Source organism: Priestia sp. JNUCC 25 (assembly GCF_053667915.1).
In genome coordinates this window covers 3,537,938-3,552,580 of record NZ_CM132211.1, presented here as the reverse complement: position 1 = coordinate 3,552,580, position 14,643 = coordinate 3,537,938, and the positions used below count along the sequence as shown (strand labels likewise).

The 14,643-nt window shown below is 34.1% G+C and carries 16 protein-coding genes; 11 read left to right on the top strand and 5 right to left on the bottom strand.

The window, feature by feature from the left end:
• The first annotated feature begins 99 nt into the window (after nt 1–99).
• Entirely contained in the window at nt 100–618 is a 519-nt protein-coding gene (locus JNUCC25_RS18575; protein ID WP_029323501.1) for a DinB family protein, read from the top strand.
• 325 nt (nt 619–943) lie between these two features.
• Here the strand turns inward: JNUCC25_RS18575 and JNUCC25_RS18570 are convergent, their stop codons facing one another.
• Nucleotides 944–1,081, bottom strand: a complete 138-nt coding sequence (locus JNUCC25_RS18570) for a hypothetical protein (RefSeq protein ID WP_013058400.1) — start codon at nt 1,079–1,081, stop codon at nt 944–946.
• Between the two features lie 299 nt (nt 1,082–1,380).
• On the opposite strand from JNUCC25_RS18570, the gene JNUCC25_RS18565 reads away from it, so the two are divergent.
• The 4 genes from JNUCC25_RS18565 (at nt 1,381) to JNUCC25_RS18550 (ending at nt 4,741) form a co-directional block, all read left to right on the top strand.
• Complete coding sequence (locus tag JNUCC25_RS18565) at nt 1,381–1,614, top strand: hypothetical protein (protein WP_013058399.1); 234 nt, start codon at nt 1,381–1,383, stop codon at nt 1,612–1,614.
• A 93-nt stretch (nt 1,615–1,707) separates the two neighbouring features.
• On the top strand, nt 1,708–1,902 hold the full coding sequence (locus JNUCC25_RS18560; protein WP_328117316.1) for a DUF2935 domain-containing protein: 195 nt from the start codon (nt 1,708–1,710) through the stop codon (nt 1,900–1,902).
• Nucleotides 1,903–2,275: 373 nt separating this feature from the next.
• On the top strand, nt 2,276–2,908 hold the full coding sequence (locus tag JNUCC25_RS18555) for a TetR/AcrR family transcriptional regulator (protein ID WP_029323499.1): 633 nt from the start codon (nt 2,276–2,278) through the stop codon (nt 2,906–2,908).
• Nucleotides 2,909–3,043: 135 nt separating this feature from the next.
• A complete protein-coding gene (locus JNUCC25_RS18550; protein WP_064471988.1) occupies nt 3,044–4,741 on the top strand; it encodes an MFS transporter in 1,698 nt (565 codons plus the stop codon).
• Nucleotides 4,742–5,145: 404 nt separating this feature from the next.
• Here JNUCC25_RS18550 and JNUCC25_RS18545 read toward each other — a convergent pair whose 3' ends face one another.
• Complete coding sequence (locus JNUCC25_RS18545) at nt 5,146–5,340, bottom strand: hypothetical protein (RefSeq protein WP_029323495.1); 195 nt, start codon at nt 5,338–5,340, stop codon at nt 5,146–5,148.
• Between the two features lie 563 nt (nt 5,341–5,903).
• On the opposite strand from JNUCC25_RS18545, the gene JNUCC25_RS18540 reads away from it, so the two are divergent.
• Both JNUCC25_RS18540 and JNUCC25_RS18535 read left to right on the top strand, forming a co-directional pair.
• A complete protein-coding gene (locus JNUCC25_RS18540) occupies nt 5,904–7,349 on the top strand; it encodes a DHA2 family efflux MFS transporter permease subunit (protein WP_029323493.1) in 1,446 nt (481 codons plus the stop codon).
• 155 nt (nt 7,350–7,504) lie between these two features.
• Nucleotides 7,505–7,912, top strand: coding sequence for a hypothetical protein (locus JNUCC25_RS18535; RefSeq protein ID WP_029323491.1), 408 nt, complete (start codon nt 7,505–7,507; stop codon nt 7,910–7,912).
• A gap of 259 nt (nt 7,913–8,171) precedes the next feature.
• Here the strand turns inward: JNUCC25_RS18535 and JNUCC25_RS18530 are convergent, their stop codons facing one another.
• Together JNUCC25_RS18530 and JNUCC25_RS18525 are read right to left on the bottom strand one after the other, a co-directional pair.
• Nucleotides 8,172–9,470 carry a CitMHS family transporter gene (locus JNUCC25_RS18530; protein ID WP_013058391.1) on the bottom strand — a complete coding sequence of 433 codons (1,299 nt, stop codon included), beginning with the start codon at nt 9,468–9,470 and terminating at the stop codon, nt 8,172–8,174.
• Nucleotides 9,471–10,197: 727 nt separating this feature from the next.
• On the bottom strand, nt 10,198–11,049 hold the full coding sequence (locus tag JNUCC25_RS18525) for a MurR/RpiR family transcriptional regulator (protein ID WP_029323489.1): 852 nt from the start codon (nt 11,047–11,049) through the stop codon (nt 10,198–10,200).
• 454 nt (nt 11,050–11,503) lie between these two features.
• Here JNUCC25_RS18525 and JNUCC25_RS18520 point away from each other — a divergent pair, with 454 nt between their 5' ends.
• Genes JNUCC25_RS18520 through JNUCC25_RS18505 form a run of 4 tightly spaced genes read left to right on the top strand, consistent with a single transcriptional unit; the run spans nt 11,504 to nt 13,463 of the window.
• On the top strand, nt 11,504–12,184 hold the full coding sequence (locus JNUCC25_RS18520; RefSeq protein WP_029323486.1) for an S-adenosylmethionine--2-demethylmenaquinone methyltransferase: 681 nt from the start codon (nt 11,504–11,506) through the stop codon (nt 12,182–12,184).
• A 20-nt stretch (nt 12,185–12,204) separates the two neighbouring features.
• Nucleotides 12,205–13,095, top strand: a complete 891-nt coding sequence (locus tag JNUCC25_RS18515; protein ID WP_064471987.1) for a prephenate dehydrogenase/arogenate dehydrogenase family protein — start codon at nt 12,205–12,207, stop codon at nt 13,093–13,095.
• 45 nt (nt 13,096–13,140) lie between these two features.
• Entirely contained in the window at nt 13,141–13,293 is a 153-nt protein-coding gene (locus JNUCC25_RS18510) for a hypothetical protein (protein WP_157835277.1), read from the top strand.
• Complete coding sequence (locus JNUCC25_RS18505) at nt 13,293–13,463, top strand: hypothetical protein (protein ID WP_168761135.1); 171 nt, start codon at nt 13,293–13,295, stop codon at nt 13,461–13,463. Before JNUCC25_RS18510 ends, JNUCC25_RS18505 begins: the two co-directional genes overlap by 1 nt.
• A gap of 291 nt (nt 13,464–13,754) precedes the next feature.
• On the opposite strand, the gene JNUCC25_RS18500 is transcribed toward JNUCC25_RS18505, so the two are convergent.
• Nucleotides 13,755–14,627 carry a LysR family transcriptional regulator gene (locus JNUCC25_RS18500; RefSeq protein ID WP_013058387.1) on the bottom strand — a complete coding sequence of 291 codons (873 nt, stop codon included), beginning with the start codon at nt 14,625–14,627 and terminating at the stop codon, nt 13,755–13,757.
• Nucleotides 14,628–14,643 lie beyond the last annotated feature (16 nt).

Sequence of the window (14,643 nt, the reverse complement as noted above, 5' to 3'; positions counted from 1 at the left end):
AGAATCAATGCTTTTTTCAATAATCATTTGAAGGTGTTTTGAAAACAATGAGGAATACCTAATATTGGTCGTGGATTTTAGAATAAGGAGGAATCTCAAGTGAAGGGTCAAGAATTACAGTTTTATAACTACCATGTATGGGCAAATCAAAAGATTTTTAGTCACTTAAAAGGCTTGCCTCAGGATATTTACCACAAGGAGGTTAAGAATGTTTTTTCTTCTGTATCGGAGGTGTTAGGACATATTTATGCTACTGATACTATATGGTTAAGTGTCATGTCAGGTTATAGTTTTGATGAAATTATCAAATCAGGAAAACAACTAAGAGAGAATATAAAAGGCAAAAGCATCGAGGAAATGGAGATGATGTTTCTTAACTTATCTGAGCAATTTAAAACATTTTTTGACCACCAAGATAACCTTAATCAACTCGTTTTCTGCGCACATCCTAATTTTGGCCAGTTAGAAACTAATCTATTTGAATTAATCCAACATGTAGTTAATCATGGAACATATCATCGTGGAAATATAACAGCTATGTTGCGCCAAATGGGATATCCTGGAGTTATGACTGACTATGTTGCTTATTTATATGCAACGAAGGTAAGTAACAGTTAGATATCTTAAAGCGTTCTAAGTTAAAAACTCTCTAAAAATTAATCTTAATAATAAGTTAAGAGGACGATTTGATAACTGCAATTCATCTTACTTCAAAAGTTCTGTAAAGGGTCGCGTATTCTTATAGGAATGTTGAGAATGCGGGCTGAAGAAGAGTATTTGAGTAGAAATGAGAGAGGATTTTACATCATCTAAGTCCCAACATTTGTACTAAAAATCGTATAAAAAACGTAAAAGTCTGAGCATATTCGTACTTATTAATTAAGTTCTTTTCTTAAGAAGAAGCTGCCAAACAGGCAGCTAATAATACAACTCTAATTTTCTTTTAAGGTTTTGCGTTGCCAGGAGGCTTATTAGTTGGAAAAATTGCTTTTCCCACGTCTTCTGCTGCAATTACTGGATCTACCGTATTGCTATTTGGTTTGCCTTTCTGACTATTGCCTTTATCGCGTTTCTGACTCATTTTTAAATCTCCCTTCAAATGTAGTTACATTGTTAAGATGAGTTAATAGAGCGTAGCTTATTCAACCCATTGTCTTTTTTAATTATATTTATTTTAGTGGTGTAAACAGGTGTCTAAGGTTCTAAAGAATCTCCTTTACCACAGTATTATTCCTTTTTTAATACCAATCTAGAACTTAAAAGTCCTTTTACCGGGACTTATCAGACAATAAGCTTCATTAGATAGTTGTTGGATAGGGCATTTGTTTTCTTAAACCGAATATATATTAGATGATTAAAACAAGTTAAGGTGGATTAGACATGGATAAAAGAGTCATTTTTGACTTTGAAGTCGATTTTACTAATGGCGGTGGAATACAAGGACAGGAATTTCGTCTTGATATTGATAGTGATGATATCTCTGATGAAGAATTGGCTAAATATATTGTAAAAGATATGAGACTACTAATGGTGGGTGAGGTAAGGATACTGAACAAGAGAATTATTAGTGAGAAACATAAACGAAAACCTAGCGATGAAGATATTGAAAAATAAAAAACTTATATATTTTTGTTTTAATCACATATGCATAGGAGAAAAAAAGAAGTTACCAAAAGGTGACTTCTTTTTTATTTAACCTTCTATCCTATCACTAACAGTAAGGAGCCGGTTCCTTTTAGCTTAGTCAAATTAAGGGATTTATGGCTGGAAGATCAGCTTGGACATGCTGTTTTGTTTAAAAACCTGCTTGATCCGATTGAGATGATGGTATCTAAACAAGCAGATTCATATATTGGAAAGTTTCAAACATTCATTGTGCAAAATCATTATTTGTTTAATTAGTCTGCTATGTAAAAGCTATCTCAATAGTCCAATCTCCAGCATATAAAAACCAGCACTTCTTACATCGCCAGTTATATCTTTCAGTTCTTTTTCTTTCATTACCAAAGATTTTGCTCTTACGTTCGCGCCATCCATATCTAACAACCAAATGATTCGTTCTTAATCAGTTTTTGATATTGACAGATTGATTATATTTTGTGAGACTTAATATACATAATGTTCATTAGTTTACATCATGTACAGAATGTATGTTGTTGATACAGGGTAGTTTAATTTAAATAGTTAATCATCAGAAAAGGCCTAAATGGCTGCACCTATACAAGTCATAATCATATGCCTGAGACTCAATAAAAGTTATACAAGGAGACGAACAATGTCTAAAAAAGCAAAAGTAGATCCTAGGATAAAAAGAACAAATAAATACTTAAGAGACGCTTTAGTTGAACTTCTTAAAGAGAAAGACGTTACATCCATTACGATTCAAGAAATTACGGAAAAAGCAGAATTAACGCGGGGAACCTTTTATTTGCATTATCAAGATAAGCAAGACTTTCTCATGCAGAGTATGAATGAAGTTCTAGAAGAGCTAATAGAGAAAGTGAAACCAAAACAAAATAATGAGGATTCCTCGAAAGTAGAAGAAAACGATGAATCCGTTTCTTTCTTAAAGCTTTTCGAATTCATCTATGACCATGCCGATTATTTTAAAGTCATGCTAAGTGATCGAGGATTACCTCAATTTAGAAGTCATATGACGGAAATTGTAAAGAAAAGAGTGTATGGAGAGCTAATCTCTTCGATTGGAGAAGCAGAGGATGGACTTGATATCCCTAAAGATATCCTGATTAGCTATATCACATCAGCTCATATAGGTGTCATTTGTTCTTGGTTAGAAAGTGATATGAAATTTAGCCCTGCATTTATGGCTGAAAAATTAACCAGTCTAACACTTTTAGGGCCAATTCGAGTGGCAGGTTTAGAAAATAAAATAAAGCTTCCTTACTGAAGCTTTATTTTTTAGTTTGTTCAAATGCGGATAAATATCTTTCTTCTTTACCATAGCTACTGTGATGGTTTGAAGAAACATGAATGCCGCATTTTTAGTTTTTTACAATCATGAAAGGCAGAAAGGAATTGTAGTATGAAAATAGAAAAACACTGGGGGATTTCCTTACTGGCAGTTTTAGCTATTGGTCCTGGTTTAATGTTAAACACTTCATTAAATTCTATACGTGAAATTCTCCAACAAACGTTTAACGATCAATCTTATATTTCGATAACACCGGTTTTAATAGGGGTTATAAGCTTTGCATTTTGTATTCCGTTTGGACCTATCCTTCGACATAAGATAGGGGAGAGAAGGACTTATGTTCTTTCGATGTGTTTGTTTCTTATAGGAGCTATCGTAAGTATAGCTTCTAACAGCTTCTTAGGAATGGGTATTGGTCGTTTTTTTCAAGGAACAGGAACAGGTTTAGCACTTATGATGATGATTCCAATGCTGGTTCTTTCTTTTCCGATTCAGAAACGGAACTTGGCATTACTGATTCTTATCGGCGGATTTTATGGATCTAGCGTTGTCGGTATTTTTCTGGGAATGTTAGTGAACAGCTACGGCCATTGGAGAGGGTTATTTTATATAGCGGCCGTACTTTCCTTACTGGGAATATGCTTCAGCTACAAATTTTTAACAAATGATCACGCCAATCAACAGCACAAACATCATGAACCATTTGACATCATCGGTGTAGCGTTAATGTTTATGGTTACCGCATTTATTACGTTTACATTACTTAATCTCCAAAAATCAGGATGGACATCTACTTATGTATGGATAGGCATAGTAGGAAGCATCATTTTTTTATGCTTTTTATTCGTAGCAGAATGGCATATTAAAAATCCGTTAATTCCCTTTAGATTAGTGGCTTCTCGAAAACCAGCTCTCGCTATCTTAATTGCTGTTATAGGTAATATTAGTATGAGTTTAACTCTTTTATCTCTACAAGGATTGCTTAAAAGCGGATCTAGTTTTGATAAAGGAGACATTTCACTGATCTATATCGGGCTTTTTGCGGGAATAGTGATTGCGGCCATATTAAGTGCCGTATTATATGATAAAGTTGGACCGGGCGTATTAGGTATTATAGGAGCAGTCATTATTATGGGAGTGAACATACAGTGGATGTATTTAGACGGTCATGCTTCTGCATTCCTCTTTGTTAGCAGCTTTGCCGCTTTAATCGCAGGAGTAGGGTTCACAGTTGCTGCAGGTCTTATGGGTGCTGCTTTAGGCGGACCACTACCAAGTTTAGTCCCTCGGATGGTCACGGTTCAATTTATAAGAGTTACAGTATCTGCAGTCATCCCTGTAATCAGTGGTATCGTCTTTGCAAAGGTGTATAAAGATAACCTTATGACGATAAGTGCAGAGGGCCAGGTTGCTAGTAAAGAAAATTTCACGCAATCTCTACATGTAAAATCTGAAATCATTACTTATCATACCTTTTCTACGTTTTCGTGTGTATTGAGCATTGTGGTATTAATTCTTTCATTTTTGATGTTCCTAACAGGTAAAGGCCACAAGCTGGCTCATAAGCCTCATGACAAAGAAAAAAATAAAGAAAAGCTGAGTATCGAAGAAGTTCACCTTAAAAAAGATACTCCCGTTTTTGAGCGTTCGCCTAAAGAGGCTGTTTCGAATCAAGTCATTGGTGACAGCGAGTATAGAGAAGCTTTAAAAAAATTTGGTCAGCCTAAACCTTCTCCTGATAAAATGCTGCATATGAGAGATCAAGAATATAGAAAAGCTCTTAAAAGGATGAAGGATATAGGACAATAAGTTAAACTGAAGAAATTTGAATAAAGAACAGAAAGAGCAAACTCACGTGCAAGGGAGTTTGCTCTTTTAATTTCTACACGTACTCTTTACACATATGTTTTATGTAAATTAATAACTAATACAAAAATACAGAGGCGAACCTAGATGAATTCCTTCATTTATTAAAATGAAGAGACTGAATTTTAATAATTCTGTTCAGAACTACCAATTATCCACATAAATTTTTAACTATAATATTCTTCTGTTTAGAAGAATATCTTTTTAGTTAGATAAATTTAGTATGTGAATTCGAGCTGGAGAAAAATTTTAGTGACCAGAATGGGGAAAAAGAGACTACCCTATAAGATAGTGTATGGATATAAAAGGACATTACTTTTGTAAATAACGTCCTTTTACATAGCTAATTATTCTTTTTCAACTACCGTAAAGTATTGGACGTTCCTTTTAACAATGACCAAATTATTTGCTAGATCCAATATTTTACTTTTATCTTCAAATCTATACTGGATGTAGTTCTTTGCACGAATAAGTGATTTAGCTTCAACTAAATGACTTATTTCACCATTAATTAGATGAAACGTTACTTCATACTTTTTCATAAGAAAACACCTCCATAGTATCAATTTTTACTATTACTTAATTTCTGATACTATTTCTTTTGACTGATGATTAAAAAGTTAGTTGTGTTCTATTAGGGCAAACAGAACAAAAAGCATATAGCAGAAACAAATTTTAATTGTCACAGGGCACTAAGTTAGGTATATAGCTGTTGTTATTTAGTATATTTTAGATAGAAACAGTACTTATAGCTGTGTTACAATATTCCTGTTATGTAGAGTAAAATTCATTTTATAGTTCTATTTCCTTTTAACTTACTTATTAAAAAGTCCATATTAGGAATGGAAATGAGTTTACATAGGAAGGTTTCTAAAACTGATTTAGAAATGAAATGGAGAGGGATCTGTGGAAAGAAACGAATTTAGAAGACAAAAAGCACTTCGATCAAAAGAGAAGAGAAAGAAAAAGCTTAGTCAACATAATGCCTTAAACCTATCACTAATCTTTATATCAATATGCATTGTTTGTCTGCTAATCAACTTATCATTGAGATAGAAAAACGTTCACTAAAAAGAGTATGTAAAAGAGAGGAAGACAATTTAATATGAGTAATCAACAAACAGTGGCCGAAAGCTCTAACATCAAAGTGCTGCCGATTATTACGTCGTTTCTTATTGCTGGATTTATTGGTTTATTTAGTGAAACAGCTTTAAATATGGCGTTAAAGGAGCTAATTTCTGGCTTTGGTATTCACGAAACAACCGCACAGTGGCTGACAACAGGGTATCTGTTAACATTAGGAATTCTGGTACCTATTTCAGGTTTTATTCTTCAGCGTTTTACGACCAGACAGCTTTTTATAGCATCTCTAATTTGCTCCATCATTGGAACATTTATTGCCGCTATTGCACCAACATTTGGGGTACTAATGATTGCCCGTGTCGTGCAAGCCGTTGGAACTGCTTTACTTTTACCGCTTATGTTTAACACGATTCTTGTTATTATCCCGCCGCATAAACGTGGAAAGTCAATGGGGATTATCGGCCTTGTTATTATGTTTGCGCCAGCTGTTGGACCAACCGTATCAGGCTTAATCTTAAAAACATTAACGTGGCACTGGATTTTCTGGATTTCACTTCCGCTGTTATTTGTTGCCTTAGTGTTTGGAGCTTTCTTTATGCAGAACGTTACCACACCAACGAAGCCAAAAATCGATATAATTTCTGTTGTTCTTTCAACAGTAGGTTTTGGAGGAATTGTGTTTGGATTTAGCAGCGCTGGAGAAGGCGGAGGCTGGGGAAGTCTACAGGTTGTTCTAACTCTTGTGATTGGAACCATTGCATTAGTGGCATTCTCTATTCGTCAAACGAAGATGAAAGAGCCAATGTTAGACCTTAAAGCCTTTAAGTATCCCATGTTTACAATCGGTCTTCTGTTAATTCTAGTCTGCATGATGGTACTGCTGTCTGCGATGATGATTTTACCTTTATACTTACAAACATCATTAGCTTTATCAACCTTTGCCGCTGGCCTAATGCTTCTTCCTGGAGGAGTGATTAACGGAATTCTTTCACCGGTTATGGGCGGATTATTTGACCGTTTTGGTCCCAAATGGTTAGTTATTCCAGGACTTGTGATTGTAGCCGGCACCATGTATGGTTTTTCAACCGTAACGCTGGAAACGTCAACAGGGTTTATCGTTGCTCTGCACATTGCGCTTATGATAGCCATTTCGATGATTATGATGCCGGCTCAAACAAACGGATTAAACCAGCTCCCACCTGAACTGTACCCGCATGGAACAGCGATTATGAACACTTTACAGCAGGTTTCAGGCGCAATTGGAACAGCTGTTGGAATTTCCATTCTTTCATCAGGTTCAAGAAGCTTCCTTGAGACGGTATCAGATAAAATGGATCCATTAAATCAAGTTCTTGCCTTTACCAACGGTGTTCAGCATGCGTTCATCTTTGCGATTATTGTTTCAATTGTTGGATTGGTTATCTCGTTCTTTATCAAGAGAGTTAATGTTGAACAAAAAGCACATTAATAAAAAACACAGACCATTGGATGGTCTGTGTTTTTTTGTAATAGGCGGACACTATAAGAAGAACTAGATAAAGTACATTGAGGTGAGTTCACTTATGATATCAAAAAAAACACTTAGGATTTAACCTATCTATAATAGCGATTCCGTGGTTATCGTTGTTTTTTATAGGAAAACACAGCATAAGACGTTATTCGTTAGCAGGGATTTTTATTATTATCTTTGAGATTATTAATCATTTGTATGGGCATCAGAGGAAGTGGTGGAGATTTTATGATAAAAAAGATTCGTTTATAAAAGATGAACTTCCTTTTAGTATTGGGCCTTATATGCCTCTTTCAATGTGGCTGCTTAAATTTTCGTATGGAAACTTTAAGAAGTTTTTACTGCTGAATATTGTAGTTGATGGAATCTTTGCTTTTTTCTTCATTGATGTTCTTAAAAGGTTGAAAATTGTAAGTCTAAACCGGTTAAATCATTTTCAATTTTTTATCTACCTTCACTACAAAGCATATTTGTTATATGGAGTGCAGTATTTATTTGAAAAGGCAAAAAAATGGAGTTGATTTAAAAACTTAAGTGGGTAGGCACCTTTTTTAAATTTTGCGGATATAGACATCCCCCTTATTATTCAAGCAATTGAACATGAATTTGATGTCCAAATTGTTGAGATCAAATTGTCAAACGGAGATACTGTATCAGTCATGATTGATTAGTGATTTGCTTATGTTATATTTCAATCTTTAATGTAATTTAAAGTTAAATATATAGAAGAGAGCTGTTTTGAAGAATCAGCTCTCTCTTTTTTATGTTCCCATAAATCATTCATATAGATAGTATTCCAAATAATACAGCCACAATCGTCATAACTAACGCTGTTCCAATGGCATACTTGGCAGCAAAGCGAATATGGTCACCTATATCAATGCCAAGGAGTCCTACTAAGACATAAATAGAACCTTGAAGCGGACTTAATAGATGCAAGGGTTGCCCTAGTAAAGAAGCTTGACCAATTTCTAGTGGAGGGATACCAAAGTGAGCAGCCGTTTCAGACATAATAGGAATAATCCCGAAATAGAAGGGAGCATTTGCCATAAAAAATGTGAATGGCATACTTATAAGGGCAACAATTACTGTTAATTTTGGGCCAAGAGCATCAGGAATAACTGCTATTAAAGTATCCGCCATAGCTTTAACAATACCTGTTCCATCTATAATTCCAGTAAATATACCTGCAGCAAATATCATGGAAACCACCGTTAATATATTTCCTGCATGAGCATGCAAGCGTTCCTTTTGATCTTGTAAATTTGGATAATTAACAATCATCACGATAGCAAAACCAATCATAAACAAGGCTGGTAACGGCAAGAACCCTAGAACTAGAGCAGTTAGAAGTAAAAGTGTTAGGATTAAGTTGAACCAAAATAATTTTGGTCGCTTTATTGATGCATCCATTCCTACATCAAGAGCTGCAGCAATTTCATCGTTAAATTCTGTATCTATATTGATAACTCCCAGTCTTTTACGTTCACGTCGTCCAAGAAAATAAGAAACCCCTAAAACCCAAATCGTGCCTGCAATCATAGAAGGAATAAGTGGTAACAGTAAGTCCGTTACATCTGCTTTTACCGCCGCCGTAGCTTGTACAGCAGGACCACCCCACGGAGTCAAATTCATGATACCCATTGCTAGGGCAGGAATACAGGCTAAAATAAGTTTATTCATACCTAATCGATTGTATAGTGGGAGAAATGCAGTTACTACAATTAGATATGTAATGGTACCGTCACCATCTAGAGCAACTATCAGAGAAAGTACTGCAGTACCCATCACGATTTTTAAAGGATCGCCGCCAACCATCTTTATAATCTTCGCTACTAAAGGATCAAATAATCCTGTATCAATTAACACCCCGAAATAGAGAATGGCAAAGATAATCATAATTGCTGTCGGAGCAATGGTTTCAAGACCCTTCATCATCATTGGTCCTAAATCAGTGAAGCCGCCCAATAAAGCAAAAACAATAGGAACTACCGTTAATGCACTAAAGGCAGACAAACGCTTACTCATGATTAAATACATAAATACTACAATCATCGAAAAACCTAAAAATGTTAACATATTATACCCCCTCTAGAACTTTCTTTCATTTTCCCTCTTGTTTATCTTTAATGTCATACTTTTTAAATTCTCATGAAACTATCTAACTATCATTCTTTATTATAAAGCTGCTTTGCACAATCATTCATTAGTAGAAAAAATTGTATTTTTTTTACATATTATTGGTTTAAAACCTGTTATCAGAACTAATGTAAGGGTTTACAAAAAATCTAGCGTGAAATCCCCCCTTAAGCCCACTGTATATATAGAATCATTAATAGATTATTTTCTATTCTCGTGTTTCTTTAACTAATCACTCCTTTACTAAAATCTTTTGTTGATGATTGCTTAGAACCAAAGGTAGTGCTCTCATCATTTGCGTGTTAACAAGCAAAATACAAGTGTTAGGATTAATAAACTTATAGTCACTTTGTAATATCTTAGTAGGGGAGCAGTCAGATATCTCCGGATGATATCTAAAAATGATTTTACAGAACTAACTATATTCATTATTACAACCCATTGTTTGAAGTAATAATTATTACTTTTTATTTAATTGTTGTAATAATTGTGACTATTTAAAAGTATACTATCATGGCTTCTAATGAAAAGTAAATGTTTTTTTATAGAAATGAAAAGTGAAAGGGAAGTATTAGACTTAATTAAAAAAATAAAAAAGTGGTAAAAACATAAAATATCGAATTATTTTATACATTCGATATTTCATGCTTTTACCACATTCGTAAATTTAATCAGTGTAATGATAATTAATTTTTGTAAGGACTGAAGTGATTTTATCGAGACGATCCTTTGTCTTTTCTGGATAATTTATAGCTATCGCACTTACAAGATAATCGGCCACAAGTAGCGACGCTATAGGTGAATTATGAAAAGCGATACTACTCGAGCTACAAGTCAGTACTAAATCTGAGTACTTAACTAAAGGAGAAGAATAACTGTCGGTAATTGAAATGACCTTGGCATCGTTACTTTTGGCAGCTGTTACAAACTCAACAGTTCTTCTAGCGTACCTTGGAAAGGAGGTTGCAATAACTAAATCTTTAGAAGTTAAAGTAATTCCTTTATCCACCCAATCACTTAAGTCAGAGACAATTAGCTCACAGTTTCCGAGTAGTCGATTAAGCCCAAAAGATAGATGCTGTGCCACGGGTAAACCACTTCTAACGCTTGTACAAAATATTCGGTCTGCAGAGACAATCATTTCTAACGCTTTATTTAGACTCTCTGTAGAAATCATTTCTACTGTTGATTGAATGTTATTGAATTGACTTTCTGCACAGCGCATCCACAAATCACTCTCATCTAAGCCCTTCAAATTTGTTTCTAATCTGATTTGAGGAGCAGCATTGTTACGTAAAAGCTCCTGAAGTCCTTTTTGAAACTCTGCATATCCAGAATAACCTAGACTAAAAGTTAATCTCATTATCGTGGTCGTACTAGTTTTTACTGTCAAGGCCAATTGATCAACCGTTAAAAAAGCTACATCGACAGGATTTTTAAGGATGTAGTCTGCTACTCTCCGTTGAGTTTCTGTTAGTTGTGAGATATTATCTTTTAATTTTAATATTGGATTTTCCATACCTTCGCTCCAATTAAACAGATTATATTGTAAATTTTATTTTTTTAAGTATATAAAAAGTATTTATCACAATACTTACTTGAATTTTAGCATGTTTACTTTTTTATGTAAAAATGTTTCTTCTAAGTAATAAGGCTTACGATATGCTTTTCCTGTGTTTTATTTACAAAAATAGATTTACTTTATTAGGCACCGGTGATAAGATACATTTAAGGTTGTTGTAATAAATATTACTAAAATATTAAATGTAGTAATATTTATTACTGTATTTATTTTTTACGATGTTTTTCTATCTTTTTCAAAAATGCAGCAAATAAACTGTAGATATTCTGCGAATAGGGGGGCAATATCTAATTTTACTAAATTAATTTTTGTAAGCGTTATCCTGAGTAGAGCATTGATTAGAATATATTAAAAGAGAAAATATATTAAAAGAGAAGAGGAGTGTATATCAGTGAGTAATTTAGCACCAGTATTATCTGAAGACATTATTAAGAGAGCAAACCTTCTTAATACAACTCTTATATCCGATGCAATGGGGTGTACAGGCTCAATGGATTATAAAATTAAGCCTGTATCTACAGGAATGAAGGTAGTTGGAACTGCTCTAACTGTAAGTTTAAGACCTGGAGATAACTTATTTCTTCATCAGGCAATCTATGATGGTACAGAAGGATATGTACTAGTTGCTGATGGAAAGGGGCATACGGCAAATGCTTACCTTGGAGAATTAATGGCAGCTGCAGCTAAAGCTATTGGACTTGAGGGGATTATTATAGATGGGGCAGTTCGGGACAAAGAGACCCTTAGTCAATCAGGATTTCCTATTTTCTCAAAAGGATTTATTCCAAATGGCCCCTTAAAAGACGGGCCAGGTGAGTTGCATAAGCCTATTTCTTGTGGAGGAGTATCCGTCATTCCAGGAGATCTAATTATAGGTGATGACGATGGAGTTGTTGTAGTTCCAAAAGAAAAGATCGAAGAGGTTCTTTTTAAAGCTGAAAAAAAACTAGAGTATGAGAAAACGCGTTTAGAAACGATCGAAGCATTTGAAAAAGCGCGTCTGCAAGGTGAATCTGGAGGTAACATTCAACCTTCATGGTTAAGAGAACAGATGAAAGCATATGGATTATAAACAGAAGGGGGAGCTTTAAAGTGAAATTAGGTTTTATTGGATTTGGAGAGGCGGCCTTTGAGTTATCAGTTGGCTTAAAAGGCGAAGGTTTAGAAACCATTTTTGCTCATGATGTTATGATAGACCATCCTACATATGGTCCACAAATTAAAGAACGAGCTGCTCAAGCTCAAGTAGAACTTCTTTATAGACCCGAAGAAGTTTTAAAACAAGCAGATATAGTAATAGTAGCAGTACCCGCAGATAAAGCACTTGAAGTTAGTGAGATGCTAAAAGCATTTATAAAGAAAGAATGTATCTATGTAGATGTATCAGCTTCCACTCCTATCGTGAAGCAAAAAATTAACATAAATATACAAGAGAAGAATGCATTCTTTGTAGATGCCGCAATGCTAGGTCCCCTGCCAGTTTATAAACATAAGGTTCCTATTTCAGCAAGTGGTAATGGTGTAGATCGACTGATTTCCTTAATGACTCCGTACAGTATGGACATAACTAAAGTAAGTGAAAAACCTGGTGATGCCTCTGCTGTAAAGCTAATTCGCAGCATTTATATGAAAGGTGTAGTTGCTCTTTATCTAGAGTTATTAGAAGCTTCTCATGAATTTAATGTAGAGCAATTAGTCTTAGATTCTATTAGTGAAACTTTAGATAGTAAGAGCTTTAGAGAAACAATGAACCGATTGGTAACTGGAACCTCTATACATGCATTAAGAAGATCAATTGAGTTAGACGGCTCTATTCAAATGCTAGAGGCTTCTAATTTAAATTCTGTTATGTCTAAAGCAGCAAAAAGTAAGTTAGAAACATTAGCTTCATTTAATTTAAAAGAAAAGTTTAAAGGGCAAAAGCCAGATTATTGGTTGGATGTTATCAAAGCATGTAAAGAAGATGCTACTGTAAACAATTAAATAAACTAATTTATTGTATCAATAGTAAGATACGGGGGGATTTACTTGGGAACATGGAATTTTCAAAGCGGTTCTATTTGGTTAGAAAAGGGGTTCATTCCAAATAAGTCTACAGGTATAACAGTTACTCATAAGAATGCCAGAGATATTCATTTATCAGAATCAAATTTAATTGTAACAACCCTAGGGGGTTTTTAATGTGGGTGGTTACTGTAATCAATGCTTATTCAAGAGAAAATAATATTATCATGTTTGAATTTAAAACAGAAAGGGAGGCAAGAGAAACTTTCGTGAAATTACAAAATCATAAAATTTTTTCTGAAATTATCTGTTGTTATAATCCAGCTTCTCCCCTAGCTGTTAACTGAGTTCTTTTAGGTTTAGGAAATCTACTTAAAAAAGATAGTGAAGAAGACCAAACAAAATGAATGAACAAGCAAATATGGTAATTCTCCAGAGCTTGATAATAAAAGAGATATAAACGTTATGTTTAAAAATAAGATAGTGTTGGTAACCAATGGCAGCACAGGAATTGGAAAGGCTGCTTCCCATGATCAAACTTGTAGAAATTAAAAAATACCTCATATGACACTTATATAAAAGATAATTGCAGGTAAGGAATTGTAAAAGAGGTTACAGGAAGAACTGTAACCTCGATGTTAAACTTCCATTCCTTTAAAAGTGTCGCTAAGGGAGTTATTTAACTCAATAAACTGTTTTTCTATAGGGGTAAATTCATAATTTAGGCGAGAGATGAGATAAAAGTCAGTGTATCTATAGGGTGATGGAACTTCTAAATAATTGTTGATGTTATAACGATTTGCGATACGCTTAGATACTAAGGAAATACCCATACCCATTAATGCAAATTGTACTAATGTTTCTGGATCACCCACTTCAATAATGTCACCTTGTTCAATATTTAAGCTCACATAAATATTATGTAGTATCGTCATGTACAAGCACTTATCAGATAGTACAAGTATATTTTTTTGTCTTACATAATCATCAAATGTTGTGTGTTGATCAATCCCTCGACCAATTACAACCATTTCTTCTACTCCTACTTCTTTATACCTTATCTTTTTGTTGTTTAATGATCCAATTGTATAAGCTACATCAATTTGTCCAAGTAGAACTTGATTTTCAATATATTCGGTTGAACCGGTTTTTAACGTTACTGCTAAATCGGGATATGTGTTATAAAGTTTGTTTAAAGCGCTTGAGAATTCAGTTCCCCCAACTGATATCATGGTACCAATACGGAGTTTTTCGTCTTGTTTTTTCATTTTATTTTCAGTTTCTTCCCAAAGATGCAATATTTTTTTAAATTGATGGTACAATTTTTCTCCTTGTTTTGTTAATTTAACTCCTTTTGAATTTCTGATAAACAGTTCTTGGTTATAATACATTTCAATTTTCTTTATTTTTGCGGTCATATTAGATTGCAGATGGTTCAATTTCATCGCAGCAGCAGATATACTTCTTAATTCCGCCACTGAAACGAAAGCTTTCATGTTTTCAATATCCATTCATTTTCACCATCCA

Bases quoted from the DNA above. Each gene is read 5' to 3' on its own strand.
- JNUCC25_RS18570 (WP_013058400.1), bottom strand. From the start codon at position 1,081: ATGAGTCAGAAACGCGATAAAGGCAATAGTCAGAAAGGCAAACCAAAT.
- JNUCC25_RS18565 (WP_013058399.1), top strand. From the start codon at position 1,381: ATGGATAAAAGAGTCATTTTTGACTTTGAAGTCGATTTTACTAATGGC.
- JNUCC25_RS18555 (WP_029323499.1), top strand. From the start codon at position 2,276: ATGTCTAAAAAAGCAAAAGTAGATCCTAGGATAAAAAGAACAAATAAA.
- JNUCC25_RS18550 (WP_064471988.1), top strand. From the start codon at position 3,044: ATGAAAATAGAAAAACACTGGGGGATTTCCTTACTGGCAGTTTTAGCT.
- JNUCC25_RS18545 (WP_029323495.1), bottom strand. From the start codon at position 5,340: ATGAAAAAGTATGAAGTAACGTTTCATCTAATTAATGGTGAAATAAGT.
- JNUCC25_RS18540 (WP_029323493.1), top strand. From the start codon at position 5,904: ATGAGTAATCAACAAACAGTGGCCGAAAGCTCTAACATCAAAGTGCTG.
- JNUCC25_RS18530 (WP_013058391.1), bottom strand. From the start codon at position 9,470: ATGTTAACATTTTTAGGTTTTTCGATGATTGTAGTATTTATGTATTTA.
- JNUCC25_RS18525 (WP_029323489.1), bottom strand. From the start codon at position 11,049: ATGGAAAATCCAATATTAAAATTAAAAGATAATATCTCACAACTAACA.
- JNUCC25_RS18505 (WP_168761135.1), top strand. From the start codon at position 13,293: ATGTGGGTGGTTACTGTAATCAATGCTTATTCAAGAGAAAATAATATT.
- JNUCC25_RS18500 (WP_013058387.1), bottom strand. From the start codon at position 14,627: ATGGATATTGAAAACATGAAAGCTTTCGTTTCAGTGGCGGAATTAAGA.